This is a genomic window from Heliomicrobium gestii, from assembly GCF_009877435.1.
Lineage (GTDB): Bacteria > Bacillota > Desulfitobacteriia > Heliobacteriales > Heliobacteriaceae > Heliomicrobium > Heliomicrobium gestii.
Map to the genome: position 1 here is coordinate 15,074 of NZ_WXEX01000017.1, position 19,226 is coordinate 34,299.

At 56.4% G+C, this 19,226-nt stretch carries 12 protein-coding genes; 8 read left to right on the forward strand and 4 right to left on the reverse strand.

Annotation, left to right across the window (positions count from 1 at the left end; all coding sequences use genetic code 11):
- Positions 1 to 64: 64 nt before the first annotated feature.
- The 5 genes from GTO89_RS15700 (at position 65) to GTO89_RS15720 (ending at position 9,312) form a co-directional block, all read left to right on the forward strand.
- Complete coding sequence (locus tag GTO89_RS15700; protein WP_161263047.1) at positions 65 to 1,630, forward strand: HD domain-containing phosphohydrolase; 1,566 nt, start codon at positions 65 to 67, stop codon at positions 1,628 to 1,630.
- 3 nt (positions 1,631 to 1,633) lie between these two features.
- Positions 1,634 to 3,607, forward strand: a complete 1,974-nt coding sequence (locus GTO89_RS15705) for a methyl-accepting chemotaxis protein (protein ID WP_161263048.1) — start codon at positions 1,634 to 1,636, stop codon at positions 3,605 to 3,607.
- 46 nt (positions 3,608 to 3,653) lie between these two features.
- Positions 3,654 to 5,660, forward strand: coding sequence for a methyl-accepting chemotaxis protein (locus tag GTO89_RS15710; protein ID WP_161263049.1), 2,007 nt, complete (start codon positions 3,654 to 3,656; stop codon positions 5,658 to 5,660).
- Between the two features lie 270 nt (positions 5,661 to 5,930).
- The gene (locus tag GTO89_RS15715) at positions 5,931 to 7,904 is read left to right on the forward strand and encodes a methyl-accepting chemotaxis protein (RefSeq protein ID WP_161263050.1); all 1,974 of its coding nucleotides are present in this window, start codon (positions 5,931 to 5,933) and stop codon (positions 7,902 to 7,904) included.
- 178 nt (positions 7,905 to 8,082) lie between these two features.
- A complete protein-coding gene (locus GTO89_RS15720; protein ID WP_161263051.1) occupies positions 8,083 to 9,312 on the forward strand; it encodes an LL-diaminopimelate aminotransferase in 1,230 nt (409 codons plus the stop codon).
- 174 nt (positions 9,313 to 9,486) lie between these two features.
- Here GTO89_RS15720 and nudC read toward each other — a convergent pair whose 3' ends face one another.
- Positions 9,487 to 10,311, reverse strand: coding sequence for an NAD(+) diphosphatase (nudC, locus tag GTO89_RS15725; RefSeq protein WP_161263052.1), 825 nt, complete (start codon positions 10,309 to 10,311; stop codon positions 9,487 to 9,489).
- A gap of 135 nt (positions 10,312 to 10,446) precedes the next feature.
- Positions 10,447 to 10,857 (reverse strand): PaaI family thioesterase, encoded by a 411-nt coding sequence (locus GTO89_RS15730; protein WP_235920528.1) that lies wholly within the window; start codon positions 10,855 to 10,857, stop codon positions 10,447 to 10,449.
- 173 nt (positions 10,858 to 11,030) lie between these two features.
- On the opposite strand from GTO89_RS15730, the gene GTO89_RS15735 reads away from it, so the two are divergent.
- Both GTO89_RS15735 and GTO89_RS15740 read left to right on the forward strand, forming a co-directional pair.
- Entirely contained in the window at positions 11,031 to 11,642 is a 612-nt protein-coding gene (locus GTO89_RS15735; RefSeq protein WP_161263053.1) for a YitT family protein, read from the forward strand.
- A 253-nt stretch (positions 11,643 to 11,895) separates the two neighbouring features.
- On the forward strand, positions 11,896 to 12,852 hold the full coding sequence (locus tag GTO89_RS15740; protein ID WP_161263054.1) for an NAD(P)-dependent oxidoreductase: 957 nt from the start codon (positions 11,896 to 11,898) through the stop codon (positions 12,850 to 12,852).
- A gap of 99 nt (positions 12,853 to 12,951) precedes the next feature.
- On the opposite strand, the gene GTO89_RS15745 is transcribed toward GTO89_RS15740, so the two are convergent.
- On the reverse strand, positions 12,952 to 14,958 hold the full coding sequence (locus GTO89_RS15745) for a methyl-accepting chemotaxis protein (RefSeq protein WP_161263055.1): 2,007 nt from the start codon (positions 14,956 to 14,958) through the stop codon (positions 12,952 to 12,954).
- 872 nt (positions 14,959 to 15,830) lie between these two features.
- Between GTO89_RS15745 and GTO89_RS15750 the strand changes: the two genes are divergently transcribed.
- A complete protein-coding gene (locus GTO89_RS15750) occupies positions 15,831 to 17,627 on the forward strand; it encodes an aldehyde ferredoxin oxidoreductase family protein (RefSeq protein WP_161263056.1) in 1,797 nt (598 codons plus the stop codon).
- A 135-nt stretch (positions 17,628 to 17,762) separates the two neighbouring features.
- Here the strand turns inward: GTO89_RS15750 and GTO89_RS15755 are convergent, their stop codons facing one another.
- The gene (locus GTO89_RS15755; RefSeq protein WP_161263057.1) at positions 17,763 to 19,145 is read right to left on the reverse strand and encodes an NAD(P)-dependent oxidoreductase; all 1,383 of its coding nucleotides are present in this window, start codon (positions 19,143 to 19,145) and stop codon (positions 17,763 to 17,765) included.
- Between the last annotated feature and the right edge of the window lie 81 nt (positions 19,146 to 19,226).

Consider the following 19,226-nt stretch of genomic DNA (forward strand, 5'->3'; position numbering starts at 1 on the left):
GAGCCTGGATGGGCGATCCCGCACGGAATGTATGCGGACAGCGGTTTCACAAGGAGGCGAAGGCATGGGGGAGATGCGAAGGGAGGTTCTTTTGCAACATCCTTTTTCTGAACAAGAGAGTTTTCTTTATGCGCCCGATGGCGAAGCCCCACTCATTCATGAAAGTGTCCGTAAGTCAGTGAGGGAGAAACAGGCCGTCATCGATGTGATCCCCGACACCCTCGTGCTGTTCGATCGGGACGGCGTTATTTTGGAATCTAAAACTGCGACGGACTTCGAAACGACGATCCCGTTAGAGACCAAGGCCTGCGGAATGAATATCGGCGAGTTGCGCTTGCCGCCGGAGATTGTGCAAAATTACCTGCATTGCATCAACCGGGCGCTCGTCACCGGCGAACGCCAGTTTTATCCCTATAACATCGCCTTCCGTGGAAAACGGCGCCATCGGGAGGCGCGATTCACAAAAGTCAGTTCCACTTCTGTGTTGATGCTCCTGCGTGATGTGACAGAAATCTGCCTGTCCCATGAGCAGGTGCAGTTTTTACGTCGTCATGATCTGATGACCGGCGTGTATAACCGGATGTATTTCCAGGAGATGATCGCTGGCCCTGCGCCCCATACCTCAGGCGCGCAAGGGATATTCATGTGTGACCTCGATGGACTGAAACTGATCAATGACACCTTGGGACATGCGGTCGGTGATGAGACCTTACTGGTTGTGGCAACAGCGCTGCGAAAGACCTTTGCCGGAGAAAACGATGTGGTCGCTCGAATTGGTGGTGATGAATTTGCCGTCCTCTGCGATCTTTCTGAAAGAGCATCCCTTGAATCAGCCATCAGCGCCTTTCTCGGCAGGATTGAGGAGTATTGCCGCGACCATCCACAACTGCCGGTCAATGTCTCCGTCGGTTGGGCGATCCAGAATGACAGCAGCAAACACCTCTCCGATGTATGCAAAGAAGCCGAACATGCCATGAATCGCCAGAAAATGCACCAACGGCAAAGCCTGCGAAGCGCCATCGTGAAAACGATGATGAAAGCGTTGGAAGCGCGTGATCAAATCACGGAGGAACACACGCAACGATTGCAGGAGCTGGTGGAGAAAATCGGGAGGCGACTCGGGCTGTCCTGGACCCAACTGGCAGACCTACGATTATTCGCTCGGTTTCATGATATCGGCAAGGTAGGCATACCGGATCACATCCTAAATAAGCCGACCGCATTGACGGACGAAGAATATGCCCTCATGAAGCGACATAGTCTCATTGGCTATCGCATCGCCTGCGAATCGCCCGATTTGGCCCCCATTTCCTATTTAATTCTGACGCATCATGAATGGTGGGACGGAAGGGGATATCCCCTCGGGATCCAAGGGGAAGCGATACCGCTCGAGTGCCGGATATTGGCGATTGTGGATGCCTTTGACGTGATGACCAATGACCGGCCGTACCGCAAGGCCATGTCCCCCGATGCGGCGATGAGTTCCATACGGCGGTGCAGCGGCATCCAGTTCGATCCGAATCTCGTCGAGAGCGCCATGGAAGTGATTTTGGAAGAGGCGCTTGAGGCGTTATGTAACGACACGCGATTTGCTGATTGGAAAGCTGGTATGAATAAGGGAGGAACGTAGCCTATGGGAAGCATTCAGAAAAAGCTGACGACGACCATTCTCCTCGTTTTTTTGATCGCCCTCAGCGCGCTGGGTGGCCTCAACTATTGGGGGGCTTCCGAGATCATCTCAAACACCGTAATGGAAGAAATGGTCAAAATGGCCGCCGACTCGGCCGACGATATGGGCGATTGGCTGGAGGCGCGCAAATCGGAACTACGAATCATGTCTGTGGATCCCGTCGTGCTCAGTGGGGAGAAAGCAGCGATGGTCTCTTTTCTCGCCAATGCGGCAAAAACCAATGATGACTATGATTCCATCGCCTACGCCTCCACGGACGGCGCCTACATCGCTTCGACGGGGGCGACGGGGAGTGTGGCTGATCGCAGCTACTTTCAACAAGCCCTAAAAGGGGAAATCGCGATTTCCGATCCTCTGGTATCAAAGATTACGAACAACCCATGTGTCATGATGGCCGTGCCGGTCACACAAAACGGCAAAGTGACGGGCGTGCTGATCAGTTCGTTGGATATGAAGGATTTGACGGACCTCATCTTGTCGATAAAAATCGGGCAGACCGGCTACGCCCTGGTGGCGCAGCATGACGGCCTGACGATCCTTCATCCCAATCAAGAGATGGCCATGAAAGTGAATTATTTGACAGATCCCCAAGCCGATCCCGGGCGAAAGAGAGTCAGCCAGGCGCTCGCCAATGGGGAAAAAGGAATCGACATCTTACAGGCAAATGGGGTGGCGCGCTATTACGCCTATGCGCCTGTCCCAGGGATCAGTTGGGGGCTGGCCGTGACGGTGCCGGTCGCGGAAGTGACGGGGCAGTTGAGCCGGCTAACCGTCATCTCCACGGTGACAACACTGGTGGTCTTGGTTTTGGCGGCTGTGATCATCGCTTGGTACGCCCGCCGGATCGCCATGCCCATCAAATCGCTGGAGGCGGCGGCCAACCGCATCGCCGCAGGCGATCTATCGCAGGTAACACTGAATATCGCCACAAACGATGAGATCGGCCGGCTTGGGCAGAGCTTCGAGGAGATGGCGCAGAATTTACGCGGTCTGATCCAAAAAGTGAACGATGCGACCGGACAAGTGGCCCTTTCCTGCGAGGAACTGACGGCGAGTTCGGAGCAAGCGGCCGAAGCGGCCAATCACATATCGGGCGCCATCGTCAACGTTTCGACGGCCGCGGAGGAACAGATGGGGGCGGCGAACGATACGTCTTCTGTGGCGGAAGAGATCTCCGCCAGCATTCAGCAGGTGGCCGCCAATGTGAATCATGCGGCGCACCAATCGGGGCAGGCGGCGGAGCGGGCGCAAAAGGGCGGACAGGCCGTCACAAAAGCGGTCAACCAAATGGCTCGTATTGAGGAGACGGTGAATGCCTCCGCAAAAGTGGTGACCCAATTGGGCGAGCGGTCGAAGGAGATCGGCCAAATTGTCGATGCCATCTCCGGAATCGCCGGGCAAACCAACCTCCTGGCCCTTAACGCAGCCATCGAGGCGGCGCGGGCCGGCGAACAGGGACGGGGCTTTGCCGTCGTGGCCGAGGAAGTGCGAAAGCTGGCGGAACAATCCCAGGCGGCGGCAAAACAGATTGCCCAGTTGATCGGTGAAATCCAGGGGGATACGGATAAGGCCGTTGTGGTCATGAACGATGGCACAGACGTGGTGAAAACAGGCGCCGAGATGGTCGGCGACGCCGGCGCCGCCTTTGCAGAAATCGCCGGTTTGGTGACCGACGTGTCGGCTGAGGTGAAGCAGATCGCCCTGTCCGTTCAGGAGATTGCCGCAGGCAGTCAGCACATCGTCGGTTTGGTCAAAGAGATGGAAAATCTCAATAAGAATTCCGCCGGTGAGGCCCAAAGCGTTTCCGCCGCCGCAGAGGAGCAGTTGGCCTCCATGCAAGAGATTGCCGCGTCCAGCCACACGTTGGCGACCATGGTGGAAGAGTTGCAAGCGGCAGTGCAAAAGTTTGCCCTATAGGAGCCGGAACGGGCGATTACGTTAGGAACGGTAGGTGGGCTGGGAAATGGGCAGATTCAACAGCATTCAATTTAAAATGATCGGTCTTGTCGGCGCCATTTTATTCGCCGTATGTACGAGTATTTCTATCATCTCATTCTACAATTTTTCTTCCACGTTAACCGCGCAAACATCCGGTGCGCTGACCGAACTGGCCAACGCATACGCCATCGTGATCGACAAAGAAATCCAGAGCAACTTCATCGCGCTGGAAACCATCGCCACAATAGAGGGGATGAAAAAACAAAGTGAACCGTTGGACAATAAAATGGCGATACTCAAGGCGGAAATGAAACGACACGGCTATAAGATGATGGCCTTTTGTGAACCAAGTGGAAAGGCAGTCTCGACAACCGGGAAAGAGAGCAATATCGGTGACAGGGAGTACTTTAAAAAGGCGCTCGCCGGTGCCAATGCCGTGTCAGAGCCGCTGATCAGCAAAGACGACAACGCCCTTGTCGTCTCCTTTGCCGTGCCGGTTAAAGACAATGACCGCGTAGTGGCCGTGCTCGTCGCTTTGTACGACGGAACCAAGCTCAGTGAGATCACGAATGCGATCCACCCCGATGATTCAACCCAGGCGTTTATGATCAGCAAATCCGGTGTTAAAATCGCTCACTACAATAAAGACCTGGTCACATCCATGGATAATGACTTTGAGAATCTAAAACAAGATCCCCATCTCGCCTCCCTGGTAGCGATTGAAAAAGAGATGGCGACGGGAAACTCGGGCACAGGCAAATACGAATACAAGGGCATATCAAAATTTATGGGCTACGCCCCCGTCAATTCGACAGGATGGTCACTGGCGATCACGGCGCCGGAGGCGAAAGTCTTCGACGGGATCAATCAACTGAAGGTCGTCGTGTTATTGCTTTCTGTCGCCCTGCTTCTTATTGGGCTGACCCTTGTCTACTTTGCCATCTCGACGGTGGTGAAGCCGATCAACCGGGCGATCGCGCGGATGGGGGTAATCGCCAAGGGAGACTTTAGCCGTGCCGTTTCGGCTGAGAACCTGGCGAGAACCGATGAGATCGGCCGGTTGGCCCAATCGATGGATACGATGCAGAACGCGGTAAAACGAATCATCGGCAACATCGTCGGAGAAGCGAATACATCGACGACGCTGGCCCATACGGCAAAGAATCACATGAACGAGCTTAACGGGGACATCTCCGACATTTCAGCGGCGACGGAAGAGCTATCGGCCAGCATGGAGGAGACCGCCGCCTCGACGGAAGAATTGAACGCCACCTCTACCGAGATCGAACGGGCCGTCCTCTCCATTGCCAAGAAATCCCATGACGGCGCAGAGACGGTGCTGGCGATCAGCAAACGAGCGCAACAGTTAAAAGCGAATGCGGTCCAGTCGGAGCAGGTGGCCCATTCGACCCATATGGAAGTGGAATCCCGGTTACGGGAGGCCATCACACAATCGAAGGCCATTGAACAGATCCGGGTGCTCTCTGATTCCATCTTGCAAATCACCTCCCAGACGAATCTGCTCGCCTTGAACGCCGCCATCGAAGCGGCGCGAGCCGGGGAGGCGGGGCGGGGCTTTTCGGTCGTTGCCGACGAGATCCGCAAGCTGGCAGAAGACTCCAAGAATACGGTGACACGAATCCAGCAGGTCGCCGATCAGGTGATCGCCTCTGTGGAGAATCTTTCCGAAAGCGCCGAACAGGTCCTCGATTTCATTCAAAGGCAGGTGATCAAGGACTATGCCGCCCTGATCAATACGGGTGAACAGTACTTCCAGGACGCGGAATACGTGAACACCCTGGTCTCCGATTTTAGCGGCACAGCCGAAGTCCTCGCCGAATCGATTCAAAACATGATGAAGGCGATTGAAGAAATCTCCTGCGCCAACAACGAGTCCGCAGAAAGCACGCAACAGATCGCGGAAAAAGCCACCCTGGTGTTAGAAAAGGCAAACGCCGTCTCCCAGATCGTCTCCTCGACGAGAGACAGCTTCGAAAAAATGACGGTAGTCGTTGGAGAATTCAAGATATAAAGCATCGATCAAAAGATAGGGAATCGAACGGATCGCTTTTCACGCTCGTCTACCATGGACAGCGCGAAAGCGATCTTTTTTCTTCCGTAAATGCTGCAATCGGTCGATTCCTAAAAAGTGATAATCGTTCCGATTAAAAGAGGAGATTGACGTAACAGCAGAGAAAAAAGATAAAAAAACGCAAGTGGCGCTTTTCGCTTGATGAAAGCCGGTGTACCACTCGCGCGAAGGACTAGGACACGGAGCAAGAATGGCAGGAGGTGTCGTAGAATGGGAAGCATTCAAAAAAAGCTCATCACGACGGTGCTCGTCATGTTTTTGATCTCACTCTCCGCGCTGGGGGGGCTGAATTATTGGGAAGCCAAGCAGGTTATCTCAGCCCAAGTGGAGCAAGAGATGGCGGAGATGGCCACCAATGGGGCAAACGACATCGGTGATTGGTTTGAATCGCGCAAGGCGGAGTTGCACATGTTGGCATCAACGCCTGTTTTGGAAAGCGGTGACAAAGCGGCGATAGCGCCAAATTTGGTCAACGCGGACAAGGACAATGACCTGTTTGACGGAGTCGCCTATGCCTCCCCGGACGGCGCGTTAATCACATCCACTGGCGTGACGAGCAGCGTGACCGACCGAGGTTATTTTCAGGAGGCCCTACGAGGAGAGAGCGTTATCTCCGATCCGCTGGTGAATAAGGTGACAAATCGCCTGGTGAGTGTCATTGCTGTACCTGTAAAGGTGGACGGCAGGGTGACAGGCGTCTTGATTGGAAACATCAACATGGAAGACATATCAAAAAGGGTGTTGGCCATCAAGGTAGGGCAGTCGGGCTATGCCCTGGTTGCACAGCGTGACGGCTTGACGATCATTCATCCTGACCCGGAAGTGGCGATGAAAGCCAACCCGTTAACAGACCCGCAAGCCGATCCAGGGCGGAAGGCCATTACGGAACGGCTGATCAATGGGGGTAAGGGGATTGAAATCTTGCAGGCCAAAGGCGTCGAACGATACTACGCCTATGCGCCGGTTCCGGGATTGCGCTGGGCCCTCGCCGTGACGGTGCCTGTGTCGGAAGTGACGGGGCAATTGAGCAGGCTCACCATCATCTCGGTGATCACGACGGTCGTGGTGCTGGTTTTGGCTGGCGCGATCTTTGCCTGGTATGCCCGCCGCATCGCCAAACCGATCCAGATGCTTGAAATGGCGGCGAACCGTATCGCTGCCGGCGAACTCGCTGTGACCAATCTGGAGATCGACACGAACGACGAAATTGGCCGGTTGGGACAGAGTTTCGAGCAAATGGCCCACAATTTGCGCAGCCTGATCGTGAAAGTCAATGGCGCCACCGAGCAAGTGGCGACTTCCGCTGAGCTTCTGACGGCCAGTTCCGATCAATCAGCCCAAGCGGCGCAACACATCGCGAACTCGATCATCACAGTCTCCACGGCCGTCGATGAACAATTGGGCGCGACAAACGAAACGGCTTCTGTTGTGGAGGAGATCTCCGCTAGCATCCAGCAGGTCGCGGCCAATGTGAATCAGGTGTCGATGCAGTCCGGACAGGCTGCCGAAAGAGCGCAAAGGGGCGCACAAGCGGTCTCCAGGGCGGTCAGCCAGATGGGCCGCATCGAAGAGACGGTGAACTCCTCCGCCAAAGTAGTCGCCAAGCTGGGGGAACGCTCAAAAGAGATCGGCCAGATTGTGGACGCCATCTCTGGAATTGCCGGGCAAACAAACCTCCTGGCGCTGAATGCGGCCATCGAGGCGGCGCGAGCCGGTGAGCAGGGCCGAGGGTTCGCCGTGGTGGCTGAGGAGGTGCGCAAACTGGCCGAGCAGTCCCAGGAGGCGGCCCAACAGATCGCCCAGTTGATCGGCGAAATCCAAAGCGATACCGGTAAAGCCGTTTCCGCCATGAACGAAGGCACACAAGTCGTCAAGACGGGCGCCGAGATGGTCAACGACGCCGGCGCCGCCTTCCAAGAAATCGCCAGTTTGGTTACGGACGTATCGGAGCAGGTCAAGGTGACATCTGTGTCCATCCAGGAGATTGCCTCGGGCAGCCAGCAGATCGTCGGTTCGGTGAAACGAATCGACGATCTGAGCCGCAATTCCGCCGGAGAGGCGCAGACCGTATCCGCCGCCGCCGAGGAGCAACTGGCAGCGATCCAGGAGATCACGGCGTCCAGCCACACGCTGGCGAACATGGTGGAAGAGATGAAAGCCGCCATAGGCAAGTTCTCCTTATAAGCAGCGGGGGGATCCATCGGGAGGATCGCCCTTGATGAGAACAGGGTCTGAGCGAATGAGCGTTCAGGCCCTGTTCGTTGAGCGGGAAGAGGCGTGACCGCATCGCGAAGGGTTGAAAAATAAGATCTGGCAACGATATAATTAATGCTAACGTATGTACAAGAAAGGGCTGAACAACGTGGCGCTGGTAAACGAGAATTACCTGAAGCTTCCGGGAAGCTATCTTTTTTCCGAAATCGCCCGGCGAGTGAATCAATTTAAGAAGGACAACCCTGAAGCGGATATCATCCGTTTGGGCATCGGCGATGTCACCCGTCCCCTCGTGCCGGCCGTCGTTGAGGCCATGAAAACAGCCGTCGACGAGATGGGCCGCGCGGAAACCTTCCGTGGCTATGGCCCGGAGCAGGGCTATGATTTCCTCATCCAGCAGATCATCGAAAACGACTACAAACCGCGCGGTGTCACCATCAATATGGACGAGGTCTTCGTCAGCGACGGCTCCAAGTGTGATACAGCCAACTTCCAGGAGATCCTGGGCCTGGGCAACATTATCGCCGTCACCGATCCCGTCTATCCGGTCTACGTGGACAGCAACGTCATGGCCGGACGTTCCGGCATTTACAATGAAAAAGGCCAGTTTGACAACATCGTCTACCTGCCTTGCACAGAAGCCAACGGCATGAAGCCGGAACTGCCGAAGACACGGGTGGATATGATCTACCTCTGTTTCCCCAACAACCCCACCGGTATGACGATGACAAAAGAAGAACTGAAGCAGTGGGTCGACTATGCCCGGGAAAACAAGTCGATCATCCTCTATGACGCCGCCTACGAGGCCTTCATCCAGGAGGCGCACATCCCCCGCAGCATCTATGAGATTGAAGGCGCCCGCGAGGTGGCCGTCGAGTTCCGCAGCTTCTCTAAAACGGCCGGCTTCACCGGCAACCGTTGCGCCTTCACCGTCGTGCCCAAAGAAGTCATGGCCTATGACGGGGCGGGCAAAGCCTACAGCCTCAACAGCCTCTGGCTGCGCCGGCAGACGACCAAGTTCAACGGCGTCTCCTACCCGGTCCAAGCGGCGGCGGCGGCCATTTACACGGAAGCCGGCAAGCAGCAGGTCAAAGAGACCATCCAGTACTACATGGAAAACGCCCGGATCATCCGCGAAGGACTGGTCGAGGCCGGCTACAAGGTCTTCGGCGGCGTCAACGCCCCCTACATCTGGCTGAAGACGCCGGACAACATGAGCTCCTGGGATTTCTTCGACAAGCTGATCCGCGTGGCCAACGTGGTCGGCACGCCCGGCGCCGGCTTTGGCGCCAGCGGCGAAGGCTATTTCCGTTTGACCGCCTTCGGCACCCGGGAAAACACGGTCAAGGCGCTGGAACGCATCCGCACCCGGATGTAAGCCGGTTCTGACAGCAGACCAACGGAGCCGTAGAATTACAAAATGAGCGAATAGCGCAGTAGCGCAAACCGGTAGAATAAACGAATCAACGCAAGAAGCGACAAGAGGGAAATGACATCCTCTTGTCGCTTCTTACTTTGTTCTTCCGTCGGCAGGCTCGGCCCGGAGGCGGAATCAGCTTGTTTGGCGATGAGTAGAAACAAACCATTCGATCAACCGCTTGGCGATGCTGAAGCTCGCCGGCAGCGGCGGCAGGTTGTCGACAGAAAACCAGTCTGCTTCGATAATCTCCCTAGGATCGATGGTGATCTCGCCGGAGGCGTATTGGGCCGTAAAACCGACCATGAGCGAATCGGGAAAGGGCCAGGGCTGGCTGCCGAAGTATTGGATCCGGTCGACCTCGATGCCGACTTCCTCTCTGACCTCCCGCCGCACGCACTCTTCCAGCGTCTCCCCCGGTTCGACGAAACCGGCGATCACTGTGTGCCAAGAGACCGCTGGAACCCGATGGGGGCGCGCCAGCAAGAGTTGATCGCCTCGCGTGACGGCGACGATGATGGCGGGAGAGATCCGGGGATAGACGAGGTGTCCGCAGCGTTCGCACTGCAGCGCCATCTCCTGGGAAGACATCTGGAGGCGGCTTGCGCAGCAGCCGCAAAAGTGATTCTTTTTCAGCCATGTCCAGATATGGAGCGCCCGGATCGCCGTCCAGAAGAGGCTGTCCGCAATCTGCCCGTAGAGCCGCCGCAGGTCGATAAAGGCGTAGCCCCTTGGCGGCGCCCCATCAGCCAGGGTGGCCACGTAACAATCGGATCGGCAGGTCAGCCCGATGGGGCACGCACCGGTCAGTTCCGCCGTTATCGCGTCCATATCCCCTTGGGAAGGGATAACCACGGAACCCGCCACATCCTTGATGAGCAACTTTCCGTCAAAAAAGATAAACCAGTACGGTGTATTCACTGAATCGTAAGATAGGCCGGCGCCTGTCCGACTCTCCATCCTATCGCCGCCTTCGCCGGATTGATGGTACTATCGATGGACATCTGCCATGTCGCATATGAAAACAAACAAACCAGTTATAAGCCATCAATGGAAATAACGGTGCATATCTGTTGCCGAAAAGCGGCAAGGGACTTATTTCCGGTATACGATCCCTTCCGCTACGGCGACGAAATCATCCTCCTCGTCCCGGACCTCGATCCGGTAAAAGCCCACCTTGCGCGTTTTCTTTTCCTCCCTGGCGACAGCGGTGAGGGTTTGGCCTTCGAAAGTGGCTTTCATATAGCTGATATTGACGTTCAACCCGAGCGCCGTCGGGCCGTGGATGTTGCTGGCCGCCGCAAAGACGATATCGGCGAGGGTAAAGATCGTACCGCCGTGGGTGACGCCTTTTCCATTCAGAAGCGGCGGAGTGATCCGCAGGCTCGCTTTGGCGTAACCGGGCGCCACTTCGTCGAGGGAGATGCCCAGGTGCCGGGCCAAGGCGTCTCGTTCCATGAAGAACTGACGATACAGGGAGGGGTCTTGTGGCCCAACTGAATCCATGATCGCGTACCATCCCTTCCTTTTGCTTGCTTATAACCATACCGCTGTGATATACAAAAGTAAAGGCATCGCCGGGCGAAACGCCCATGGGCGAGTGCCCTGCAGGAACCGCCGTGGCCTGTGACCATAGAAACGCCTGCGATGAGAAAACTACAAAAGACAGGAGCGCTGACATGAAAAATCTGCTGAACATCCTGCTCAGCTGTCTGCTCACCGGCGCGGGGATCATCTTGCTCCGGCATGCCCACCTGGTGACCGGTGGGACACCGGGGCTCGCCTTAAGCCTCTCCTACCTCTTTGGAGCGTCTTTTTCCGTCGTCTATCTCGCCATCAACATCCCCTTCTACCTCCTCTCGATCCGGTACATGGGCCGGAGCTTCACCCTGAAGACCCTCTTGGCCTCCCTGCTGCTGTCGGGGATCACCGCCGTTGATCGCCTGCTGCCGGATTTCTTGCTCCCCGATTGGGCCGGCGCGCTCTTGGGCGGCGTTCTTGTGGGCATCGGGCTGTCCTACCTCTTTATCAACGGCTCCTCCCTGGGCGGGGTGAATATCCTTGTCGTCTTCTTCCATCAACGCTTCGGCTGGGATCCGGGCAAAAGCACCTTTGTCATGGACTCCTTGGTCGTCCTCTCGAGCCTCTATTCGGTGGGATTGCTGAAAGGCCTCTTCTCCATCCTTTCGGTCGTCATCCTGTCTTTTATCATCAGCCGCGCCAAGGGGCGGATCGTCCTCCGCCGCCGCCAGGAGATCCTGGGGGAGACGGCCTCGCCGCCGGTTTCATGATCATCTCGCCCGATGGCTGCAACGCCTGTCAACCGCCGTTGCAACGGCCATTGATCGCCGTTGCGGCGACGCGTCGGATCGCCTTCGTCGTCTGCGCAACGCTTCGGCGGCGCAGCGGCGTTTTTTTATGGGGATAATGGCGTCAACGGAGGGAAACGTATCAATAGCCGTGAGGACGCTGGAAAAATTGACAACTTCTTCAGCCGGTTTTATACTAAAAATATCTATCACAACATCGCGCAGGGGGGTCACTATGAAAAAGACGGTCATCCTCAACCTGGCAAAACTGAACTATGACAACAAGATCGACCTGTCTCCGATCTCGGCGCTGACCGCGGTCACCGCCTATGACGACAGCAGTCCGGCGGAGATCATCGAACGGTTGCAGGGTCAGGACATTGCCGTTACGAAGGAACTGCCTGTGGGAAGAGACCTCATCGAACAATTTCCCCCTTCGGTCAAGCTGATCTGTGAAGCCGGCACCGGGTTTAACAACATCGATCTCGCCGCGGCCCGGGAGAAGGGCATCACCGTGTGCAACGTCCCCGGCTACAGCACGGAGGGCGTGGCCCATCTGGCGATCACCTTTATGTTGAATCATAGCGCCTCCCTGACGCGCCAGCAGATCATGCTCCGGGAGAAGAATTTCGTCAATTTCACCGATCACCTGACGGTTCCGCACGTTGAGGTGAATGGCAAGACCCTCGGCGTGGTCGGCGGCGGCGCTATCGGCCGTGAAGTGATGAAGGTGGCTGTGGCGCTGGAGATGAACATCCTCGTCTACGACCCCATGCCGCGCGATTGGGGGAACGCCAAGATTCATTCCGCCAGCCTGGAGGATCTGCTCCGGAAGAGCGATTTCGTCACCCTTCACTGCCCGCTGACGCCGGAAACGCGGCACCTGATCAACCGGGAGCGGCTGAGCCTGATGAAGCCGTCGGCCTATCTCATCAACACCTCACGGGGGCCGCTCGTCAAGGAGGCCGACCTGGTCGAAGCCTTGCGGCAAAGCCAAATCGCCGGCGCGGCCCTGGATGTGCACGAGGTGGAGCCGCTGTCGGCGGACAGCCCCTTGTTCAATCTGGAGAACGCAGTTCTCACGCCCCATATCGGCTGGCAGCGCTTGGAGTCGCGACAGCGGCTGTTTGCGTTGATGGCCGGCAACATTGAGGCCTATTTGAACGGTGCGCCGAGAAACGTAGTAAGCTAGAAGCTAAACTGCAGCCCGGGACATAGGAAAGAGCCGTCTCTGCATGAAGACAGAGGCGGCTCTTTTTTGGCGCCCTCGAGGCGGCCTGTAACGGAACCGTCAGATCTTGAATTCGCCGACAACCCGGGTCATTTTATCGAAGCTGTCTCTCGTCGAGGTGACCATTTCCGATAGGGCCGTTGCCTTTTCCAAGACACTGCTCGCTTTCTCGGCGATATGTTGGGTGCCGCTGGCGGACTCGTTATTGGCGTGAGAGATCTCGTCGATCGCTTTCATGATGCTGTGAATCGATTCGGACAGGCCTTCGGCGGTGGTGTGGAAGTCGGAGACAAGGGTGTTCACGTATTCCGCGTCCTGGTAGTAGCGCTCTCCCGTTTCCACCAGTGACGTATAATCGCCGATCACCTGGCGTTCGATGAAAGCGAGAACCTGCTCGGCGCTGAAGGAGAGGTTGTCCACAGAAGCGATCACCCGCTGGGCCACCTCTTGAATCTGTGTTGCCGAATGCTTTGATTCTTCGGCGAGCTTGCGGATTTCATCGGCGACGACGGAGAAGCCTCGTCCGGCTTCCCCGGCGCGGGCCGCTTCGATGGCGGCGTTTAGAGCCAGCAGATTCGTCTGCGCGGTGATCTGCAAGATGGAATCGGAAAGCACGCGGATCTGTTCAATGGCCTTGGATTGTTCGATGGCAGCGCGTAACTTTGACTCTACCTCCATATGGGTCGCATGGGCGAATTGTTGCGACTGGCGGGCCTTCGCTTTCAGATGTTCCGCTCGCTGGCGGATGGCGAAGACCGTCTCCGCGCCATCCTGCGCTTTTTGCGACATGGATAAAACAGATTTCTCGATGGCGGTGGAGGTGGCGTTCAGTTCCTCTGTGGCCGCAGCGGTTTCTTCCATGCCGGCGGACAGTTCTTCCGTCGCCGCCGAGATATCGGCGATCTCGCCGTTCAAGGATGACATGTTGCGCTGCGCCGAATTCACCATGGTCGATGATGTGGTCGCTTCGTCAACGACGCTGCCGATGATTTTTTTAACGGCGCCCTGCATCGCGTCGAGAGAATGGGCCAAATCACCGATCTCGTCGGAACGTTGAAAGAAATCGCCAGGGACACGTTGTGAAAAGTCGCCCTGGGCAAGCAATCCAATGTGCTTGATGGCTTGATAAATCGGTTTCACCAGGGTCGATACGGCGAAGTAGACAAGGCCAACCCCGATCAGGATCAAGACGGCGGAAACGATGACGATCTCGACCGTCAACTCGTTGACGCTGTGGAAGACCTCCGCCTTCGGCGCTGTGATCGCGATCGACCAACCGGTTGTCTTGACGGGTCCATAGCCCATGAATTTGGTGACTCCGTTGAACTCATAACTGCCAGCGCCAGCCTTTCCGGCCACCATTTCCCGTTCCAGGTCTACCAGTAAAGCCAGCTTGGGATCTTGCTTGATGTTTTCAAAGTCGTTATTCATCGAAGTGACGAGTTCTTTGTTGCTATGGGCGATGGTGGTGCCAGCCTTGCTGAGCATATAGGCTTTTCCCGTATCGCCGAAGTGGATCCCATTTGTGATGTCGGAGAGCTTATTGCCATCGTACAGGGCGATGAGCACCGCGACGACGCGATCGTTGTCCTTGATCGGGACGGCAAAGGACACGACCAGGGACTGGTCTTCCTTGCTGATGAGCGGATCGGAAACGGCGTTCGCGCCGGACAGAGCCGTTTTAAAGTATGCCCTGTCTCCAATTTGGCTCTCTTTTCCATTGGTTGAAAGGGAATTACCACTTGGATCGCTAAGCGCCATCATCTTGAAGCCGGAGCGTTTCGTTTCTGCCTTGAGGAGAGCCAGTTTGCTCTCACGCGGGGTGTTTTGACTTTTCATGAGATCCAGTGATGCGATCGCTTCCAGGGCGTTGAAGTTGCTTTGGATTTCTTTGTCGATGATCGTGGCCGCTAACTCGGCCATATCGGCCAGTGATTCCGATGTGTCTTTAGTCAGCGCCGATGAGAAGTTATAAAAAGAGATGAACGAAAGACTCACACAAACTACGAGTAAGATGGAGCCGACGAGGCTGAGCATTTTTACCCGTATACTATTAAATATATGCATATTGGTATCCACCTTTGTCTTGAATGCTTTTTAGGTAGCCGCTTCTTTCAAACCCGATATAATTCAAAATCATTTGGGCAACTGTTTGGTAGACACATCGTTGTTATATTGCCTACGTTTTTAAGTGGTGGCAAGTTATTGTCGCAAAGGTGGTTTTAGTAGGCCGATGATGCAGTGAAGGCGCCCACACATCTTCTGTCACGGCAACAGGGACTGAGTTTTCTGATTATTCTTCGCCTCTTATTGTGATAATCGGCAGAAATTATGACGTCATTGGCATCGCTCCCCCCATCATTCCCCTCAAGGCGTCTAAAATCCCGGCGAAGCTTTCTCTGGCAAGCGATTGTCTATTTATGGAAGGCTTTGCCGAGAATATTCTAATTTTATTATACATTCGATTGTATAATAAAAGCAAATTTGTACTGCCTGCAAATGAAAGCATATCGTTGTATTGGAAAAGTATTTTAATATAAAGCCAGGCGAATGTTTTTCCTATTGAAGGGTAAGGCATCGATGTCTTAAAATTTATTCTGTTTATATTTATGGAAAGGAAGTGTCAAAGAAAATAGACTGAGCTGTTTAGGTAAAAAAATTATTAATACAATCCAATGATATAATCAAGGGTTTGACTGTAGCGAGGTTTTGGCGGCTCGGTTCAGGTATCGGAAGTATATTTAAATTTTAAATATAAGAAGCAGTTTTTATTTATTAACATAGCTGTATTTGCGAAATAAAATATGTTTACACAAGCATATTTGTAAAATTTTTTAATTTTTTTCAAAATGAAAGAAGGGATTTTGCGCGAACTTGTCAAATTAACTAAATCAAGTGAATGTGGCATCAAATGCAATAACTTGCGAGGAGGGCTTTTCATGAACGCCTACGTGGGCACGGTGCTGCGCATCAATCTGTCGGAACAGACCTTAAAGCGGGAATCCCTGGACGTGGAAGTGGCGAAGAAGTTTATCGGAGGCCGTGGACTGGGAAGTTATCTGCTGTCACAAGAGATTGACCCCACGATTGACGCATTGAGCCCGGAAAACAAGGTGTTCATCACGACGGGGCCCTTGACCGGCACGAATGTTCCTACGGGCGGCCGGTACATGGTGATCACCAAGTCGCCGCTGACCGGCACGATCGCCTGCTCCAACTCGGGCGGTTTTTGGGGACCGGAACTGAAGAACGCCGGCTATGACATCGTCATCCTGGAAGGCAAGTCGGACAAGCCCGTCTATATCAGCATTCAAGATGACAAGGTGGAGATCCGCGACGCCGCCCACCTCTGGGGCATGAAGGTGAACGAGACGACGGACGCGCTGCTGGAAGAGGCGGGCGATCCGAAAGCCCGCGTCCTCTGCATCGGACCGGCCGGGGAAAACCTATCACCCATGGGAGCGGTGATGAATGACCGTTTCCGCGCCGCCGGTCGCTCGGGCGTGGGCGCTGTCGTCGGCTCGAAAAACGTGAAAGCCATCGTTGTCCGTGGAACCGGCAAGGTGCAATTGGCCGATCCGGAGCGGATGAAGGGCATCCTGAAGGGCGTCATGCAGAAGATCCGCGAAAACGGCGTCACCGGCCAGGGCCTGCCCGCCTATGGCACAGCCGTTCTCGTCAACATCATCAACGAGAGCGGCGTCTTGCCGACGCGCAACTTCCAAACGGGCGTCTTCGCCGATGCGGAAGCCATCTCCGGCGAGACAATGGCCGAGAAGTACCTGGTCAAAAAGGATCCCTGTTACCGCTGTCCCATCGCCTGCGGCCGCTACACCAAGGCCGACGATATGGAAGGCGGCGGGCCGGAGTATGAGACCGTCTGGTGCTACGGCTCTGACTGCGGCGTCAACGATATGAAGGCGATCATCAAGGCCAACCACCTCTGCAACGAGTACGGCCTGGACACCATCTCCGCCGGCTCCACCATCGCCTGCGCCATGGAACTTTTTGAAAAGGGCTATATCAAGGCGGAGGAAGTGGACGGACCGGAACTGGTCTGGGGCAACGCCGAGGCAGTCGTGGAGTGGACGCGGAAGATGGGCGCCGCCGAAGGCTTTGGGGCCAAGCTGGCCCTCGGCTCCTACCGTCTGGCCGATTCCTACGGCGTGCCTGAGTATTCGATGACCGTCAAGAAGCAGGAACTGCCGGCCTATGACCCGCGGGGCATCCAGGGCCATGGTGTCCAGTACGCCACGTCCAACCGGGGCGGCTGCCATGTCCGCGGCTACCTCATCTCACCGGAGATCCTGGGGCTGCCGGAAAAATTGGATCGCTTCTCCCTGGAAGGCAAGCCGCTCTGGGCGAAGATCTTCCAGGATCTGACGGCCTCCATCGACGCCTCGGGGATGTGCCTGTTCACCTCCTTTGCCCTCGGCGCCGGCGACTACGCCGACATGTTGAGCGCGGCCATGGGCGTCGAATGGACGGCTGACGAGGTGCTGGTCGCTGGCGACCGCATCTACAACCTGGAGCGCCTCTTCAATATGCAGGCCGGGTTGACCAAGGCCGATGACACGCTGCCGAAGCGCTTGTTGGAAGAGCCGCTGCCAGATGGCCCCTCCAAGGGCTGGGTGCACAAGCTGGATGAATTGCTGCCCCTGTACTATGAGGTTCGCGGTTGGGACGCCGACGGTGTGCCGACGAAGGAAAAGCTGCAAGGGTTGGGTCTGGAATAAAGAGAACCACGGCAGCGCGGCCCGACATGACGAGAGTGATGTCGCGATCGTGATGTTACGACAGGAACATGACGGCAAAAAAAAGCAACCCCCCTGTGCCCGCAAGCAATGCGGAGGGCGCAGGGGGGTTGTTTGTCACATGCCGCACTCTTCGATGAGTTTCTTGGCCTCCACATACATGGCGATGCCGGCGGCCACTTTCTTGGCCTCTTTCATGGCCAGGACGACGGTGGCCGGTTCGTGGACCACGTCGCCGCCGGCGAAGACGCCCCGGCGGGTCGTCATGCCATAGGGCCGCTCACGGGTGATCACGTAGCCGTTGGGGTCGACCTCGATGCCGCCGGCCGAGGAGATGATCCGTGCGGCGGGGCGTTGGCCGATGGCGAGGATGATCTTGTCGGCCGTCAGGGTGTCCTTCTCGCCCGTCGGGACGAGCCGGTTGGTCTCGTCGAGGGCCATGGTCTCCAGTTCGATGGCGGTCACTTTCTCATCGCCGAAGAAGCCGGCCGGCGATGACATCCAGCGGAAGGTGACGCCTTCCGCCCGGGCGTGCTCGAATTCGCTGCGCAGCGCCGTGATCTCCGACTCGCCGCGGCGGTGGACGACGGTCACGCCGGAAGCGCCGAGCCGCAAGGCGGTGCGGGCGGCGTCCATGGCCACGTTGCCGGCGCCGATGATGAAGACCTTGTCGCCGATGGAGACGGGGATCTCGCGGGGGCTGATCTTGCCGCTGTTGGCCAGGGCGACGATGCGCAGGAAGTAGGAGGCCTGTACGACGCCGGCCAGGTCGTTGCCGGGGATGTCGAGCCGCTTGGGCAGGGCTGTGCCGGTGCCGATGAAGACCGCGTCAAAACCCTCCTGTAGCATCTGATCGATGGTGATGTCCTGGCCGACAAGCACGCGGTTGCGGAAGGTGACGCCGAGGCGCTCCATCTTGTGGATCTCGCGGCGGACGACGTCCTTGTTCAAGCGGAAATCGGGGATGCCGTAGATCAGGACGCCGCCGGGCTCCTCCTGGGCGTCGAAGACGGTCACCTCGAAGCACTGTTTCGCCAAGTCGCCGGCGACGGTCAGGCCGGCCGGGCCGGCACCGATGACGGCCACTTTGCCCTTGTCCTTTTTCTGGACGGGGCAGGCTTCCGATTGGGTGATCTCCATCTCGGCGTCGAAGTCGGCGATAAAGCGCTCCAGCTTGCCGATCTTGATCCCTTCGCCCTTTTTGTTAAGAACGCAGCGGCTCTCGCACTGCTGCTCATGGGGGCAGACACGGCCGCAGACGGCAGGCAGGTTGCTGCGGCGGGCGATGATGGCGCTCGCTTCGCCGATGTTGCCGTTGGCCAGGGCTTTGATGAACTGGGGGATATCGTTTTCGACGGGGCAGCCGGCGCGGCAATGGGGTTTGGCGCAGTCGAGGCAGCGTTTGGCCTCGGCGATGGCTTGGCGCGGCGTGAATCCCTTGTCGATCTCTTCGAAGGAGAGGTCGACGGCGTCGAAGTCGCTCTTTTTATCGATAATCATGACGCATCACCTGTTTGTGTAAAATTGAGGCACCGTGGCTGGAAAAACTAATTCCATATCGACGGGAGGAATCCTTCCGGC

Excerpts from the sequence above, each read along its gene's own strand:
- GTO89_RS15700 (WP_161263047.1), top strand. The coding sequence starts at position 65 with ATGGGGGAGATGCGAAGGGAGGTTCTTTTGCAACATCCTTTTTCTGAA.
- GTO89_RS15705 (WP_161263048.1), top strand. The coding sequence starts at position 1,634 with ATGGGAAGCATTCAGAAAAAGCTGACGACGACCATTCTCCTCGTTTTT.
- GTO89_RS15710 (WP_161263049.1), top strand. The coding sequence starts at position 3,654 with ATGGGCAGATTCAACAGCATTCAATTTAAAATGATCGGTCTTGTCGGC.
- GTO89_RS15715 (WP_161263050.1), top strand. The coding sequence starts at position 5,931 with ATGGGAAGCATTCAAAAAAAGCTCATCACGACGGTGCTCGTCATGTTT.
- nudC (WP_161263052.1), bottom strand. The coding sequence starts at position 10,311 with ATGGAGAGTCGGACAGGCGCCGGCCTATCTTACGATTCAGTGAATACA.
- GTO89_RS15730 (WP_235920528.1), bottom strand. The coding sequence starts at position 10,857 with ATGGATTCAGTTGGGCCACAAGACCCCTCCCTGTATCGTCAGTTCTTC.
- GTO89_RS15735 (WP_161263053.1), top strand. The coding sequence starts at position 11,031 with ATGAAAAATCTGCTGAACATCCTGCTCAGCTGTCTGCTCACCGGCGCG.
- GTO89_RS15740 (WP_161263054.1), top strand. The coding sequence starts at position 11,896 with ATGAAAAAGACGGTCATCCTCAACCTGGCAAAACTGAACTATGACAAC.
- GTO89_RS15745 (WP_161263055.1), bottom strand. The coding sequence starts at position 14,958 with ATGCATATATTTAATAGTATACGGGTAAAAATGCTCAGCCTCGTCGGC.
- GTO89_RS15750 (WP_161263056.1), top strand. The coding sequence starts at position 15,831 with ATGAACGCCTACGTGGGCACGGTGCTGCGCATCAATCTGTCGGAACAG.
- GTO89_RS15755 (WP_161263057.1), bottom strand. The coding sequence starts at position 19,145 with ATGATTATCGATAAAAAGAGCGACTTCGACGCCGTCGACCTCTCCTTC.